The 4,033-nt window shown below is 48.7% G+C and carries 3 protein-coding genes; all 3 read right to left on the bottom strand.

The window, feature by feature from the left end; genetic code table 11:
* Positions 1-128: 128 nt before the first annotated feature.
* Positions 129-1,484 carry a hypothetical protein gene (locus H6S82_RS21930; protein WP_191056700.1) on the bottom strand — a complete coding sequence of 452 codons (1,356 nt, stop codon included), beginning with the start codon at positions 1,482-1,484 and terminating at the stop codon, positions 129-131.
* A gap of 60 nt (positions 1,485-1,544) precedes the next feature.
* Positions 1,545-2,261, bottom strand: a complete 717-nt coding sequence (locus H6S82_RS21925) for a precorrin-2 C(20)-methyltransferase (RefSeq protein ID WP_190464359.1) — start codon at positions 2,259-2,261, stop codon at positions 1,545-1,547.
* Positions 2,262-2,338: 77 nt separating this feature from the next.
* Positions 2,339-4,033 (bottom strand): cation:proton antiporter (locus tag H6S82_RS21920; protein WP_191056699.1); only part of this gene is annotated, 1,695 nt, incomplete at its 5' end.

Genomic DNA, 4,033 nt, shown 5'->3' with positions numbered 1-4,033 from the left:
GTCTGGAAGAAGGGGAGTGCGGGAGTGGGGGAGTGGGGGAGTGGGGGAGTGGGAGAATAAATTTGTTCCCTATTTCCTTTTCCCTTTCCCCCCTTTCCCCCTTTCCCCTCTTCCCTAGCCCCGACGCCCTAGCCCTTAGCCCCTACTCCAGAAGGTAAATCGTTTTGCTCAACATTGATGATGTACTGGTAAATTTCATATTTGCCAGTTCGCTCGATCGAAATCTTCTTAACTTCCTCTAAAGCTTTCTGATTCATTTCGGGGTATCCAGTACTGCGAATCAAATCCGGCTGACCCACAATTTTGCCATCAGGGCCAAACAACACCAGTACCCAACCTTCGGCTACATCAGGTACTTTCTCCTCATAAGGAGACTTTATGGAGAGAGATTTTGGGGATCTGGCACCATTAATTTTGTTTGTATATCGGCTGACTTTCTCCGCCCACCACTTCTGATACTTTTCCCGTCCCTCATTCTCTGTTGTACCAGCCGGATTGTAGTTATAGCGAGCCTTAGTCACCGAATCGAGATACTCTTGACTTGGCGGCGTAGGAGCAGACTTGGGATAGAAATTAGGTAAACGAGCTTGTAGGTTTGAGGGAGCGACCGATTCGGCACCTTTTTTGGGCAATGTTTCGATCGCAGAAGGAGACGAAGGAGAAGGTAATAAAGAAGGGGAAACCGTAGCGGGTAAAGTGTCATTAGGTCGCACGCCAGTCTCCGTATTTTTGGTAATATTCTGACCTTCAGGAGTATTAGTCGGTTGTGGAGTGGGAGTTGCTTGCGGAGTGGTAGGAGTTTCTGGACTGATACTCGGCTGTGGAGTGAGAGTTACTTCGGGAGTGATGGCAGCTTTGGGACCCAGACTCGGTTGTGGAGTAATACTTGATTCTGGCGTTCTCGCCGATTCGGGAGTCGCAGTGCGTCTTGCAGTAGTAGAGCGTCTGGGGGTGGTAGCACTTTCCGGAGTAGGAGTTGGGTTTGGTGCGATCGCTCCTTGTGGAGTTTGACGCGACTCTATTTTAATATCAGGCTCGGAAACAGGCGATCGCTCGTTTAGCTTTGTTTCTTCGCGACTAGAAATATTGGGCTTCTGAGATGGTCGCTCGGAAGAAGTCACCGACGGTGGCGACAACGGAATAGTAGGAGGTTCGTAAATCGGAACGCTCGGTGGCGGCGGCAAAGGAGTATAAGATTGCAAAGGAGGCAACGGCGGCAACAGATTTTTCGGCGGTGCTGCGGGCAAAGATGGCAACTTCGGTTGTGGCAAAGAATATTCCGGCAGACGACTCATTTCATCTGGAGTCAACTGCACAAATCCGACAATTCGTCGCGGATCGGATTGTGCCAAATTGGAGGAGGATAATGCCGGCCCGACGACCCAAAGCAATCCGTGCGCTCCCAGAGAAATTACGGTTGCCAACAGAGTCGGCAAATTAAATATTTTTTCCGAAGATGTTGGAACTCTTGAGGAGTACGACATGGGAATTTTTGATTTGAGATTTTAATTGAAGAATTGAATTTTGACAAACAATCTGCAATTTTAATCCGAGCGAGTGACTTGAACAATCAGCAAAGAAAAGTAGGGTAATTTGAGATCGGGGCGATCGCGTAAATCCCTGTATATCTTCATATCAGGTAATGTCGCCCGTTCTACAACATAGCTGCTGCTGAGTAGCTGACGCCTCTGCAACACCTGCCAAACTTGTTCGTAAACCGAACTTACTTTCAGCAAAACCACCACATCCGCCCCGTCTAAAACCGCTTCTAGTTCTTCCACCCGATAAAGGGCAGGTAATACAACCAACCGTTGGTCGCGAACTGTCAAAGGCAATCCTAACATTGCCGCCGCTGCCATCGGCGAGCAAACACCCGGCACAGTTTCCACTGTCGCTTCCGGATGCAGCTGTTGGAGAGTTTGAGCTAAATACGTAAAAGTGCTGTAAAAACTGACATCACCTTCGCAGGCAAAAGCCACATCCATACCTTTCTCAAGATATTGCCAGACTTGTTCTGCCGCTAGCTGCCATGCTGAAGTGAGAACAGCTTCATCCTGAACGTAGGGAAAAGTCAACGCCAACTGTACGCGATCGCTCGTCAGCCATTGAGCTACAATCTGCTCAGCCATACCCGGTTTGCCTCCTACCCCCAAGGGGAAAGCGACTACCGGCAACTGTTTAAGCAATCGCAGTGCCTTGAGGGTAATCAATTCTGGATCGCCCGTGCCAACGCTAATTCCGTATAGAGTTCCTAATTGCACAATAAAAAGGGAGTGGGGGAATTAATATTTTGACTTTTAACTTTTGACTTTTGACTTTTGACTTTCCCTCTTCACGTTCAAGCTTTTTCCAAAGGCACTTCCAAAGCAGGAGATGCAATTGGCACTTCTTCAACTTCAGGTAACTTTTCCAGACTGAGACGAGAAGAAGGACTCGCGCCGGATAAACGTTTGAGTAAGTTAGGTCTGGGGTCGTGCAACAGATAAATAATGCGATCGCCCGCCTGCCATTCTTCTGTAGCCGGAACTACCAAAAAGCGATCGTCTCTTTCCATTAACAATGGCATCAAATCTCCAGAACTAATCAGCACTTGAAGATGTGCCTGCTGAAACGCAAATCCATCTTCTTTGAGCGCTGTTTCACCCAATCTCACTTTACCTTCACTCAGGTACTCGTTCCAAGTCTTAATGTGTAAATGGGAGACAAAAGCTTGCTGCACTTTAGCTTTATTGTTAGCCGTACTGGCTTGCGGATCGCGAGGAAATACTGCCAAAACTCTGGGTGGCGCGAATTCCTCCGCCGCTCGTTGAGCTAAAACTAAATTTACCTCTCCATTGCTGGTCATAGCTAAGAAAGTTCCTACCGATGTCAGCCCCGCCTCTTCCAAAACGCGGGTATCGAGACCACTGCTCAAAAAAACTCGCAGACCTTGCTGTTCTGCGATTCGGCAAGCTTCCGGATCGGTATCGATCAGTACAACTGACTCACCCCGATCTTGAAATAAATGGGCAATCAATCGACTTAAAGAATTACAACCGACGATGACAACCCCCGTTGCTTCCTGTGAGGTGATTTGCAGCGCTCTCGCTACCCAACTAGCCGTCAGCCCTTGCAGAAACACAGTCATCATAATCGTCAGGAAGACAAGAGCTTTGATAGAATCTCCACCATTTATTCCCCGTTGGGTTAACAGAATTGAAAATAGAGAAGCAACAGAAGCTGAGACAATTCCTCTGGGAGCAATCCAGCTGACAAATAGTTTTTGTCGCCAATTCAAGTCGCTATTTAAGGTACACAAGCTGATGCTCAGGGGACGCACCACAAACATCAGTACCAAGACAGTATATAAGCTGCCCCAACCAAGGGCAAGCACGCTGTCAAGTGAAAGATCTGCCGAAAGGAGGATGAATAAAACCGAGACGCTGAGAATGGTCAGCTGACCTTTAAACCGTCGCAACAAGCGTTCTTCTGGAACAGAGGAAGCGTTGAGGACAATTCCCGCAACTACGGTTGCCATTAGCCCCGACTCGCTGCGGATTGATTGCGCTAATGCAAACAAGCCCCACAAGCCGGCTAAAACAACCAAATTTTTCAAATCTTCTGATAAGAAATTGCCGCGTTTGAGAATAAAACCGAGTAGCCAGCCACCAGCAGCACCAATAGCACCACCAATACCCAGGCGCAGAAATAAGCCGCTGATGGCGATCGAGGGATTGGCGTGTGCGTTTAAAATCGTGTCCAGCACGACTACTGCGAGAATTGCGCCGACGGGATCGATGAGGACGCCTTCTCCTTCCAGCAGTGCAGCAACTTGTCGATCGACTTTGACGTGTTTGAGAAGGGGACTGACAACGGTGGGGCCGGTTACCACTACCAGAGAAGCATAAAGAAATGCGATCGGCCAAGGGAACTCACCCAACCAGTGTGCCGCCATCCCGCCTCCCATTAGGGTAATCAGAGTCCCCAAGGTGACTAAATTTCGCAGGCTACCGGAAACCTTACCCAAATCTCGCAGTTCCAGATTTAGACCCCC

The organism is Planktothrix sp. FACHB-1355 (assembly GCF_014748295.1).
In the GTDB taxonomy this organism is placed as follows: Bacteria; Cyanobacteriota; Cyanobacteriia; order Cyanobacteriales; family Aerosakkonemataceae; genus Aerosakkonema; species Aerosakkonema funiforme_A.
The sequence above is the reverse complement of the archived record's forward strand: the minus strand, read 5'-3'. Positions and strand labels throughout refer to the sequence as shown.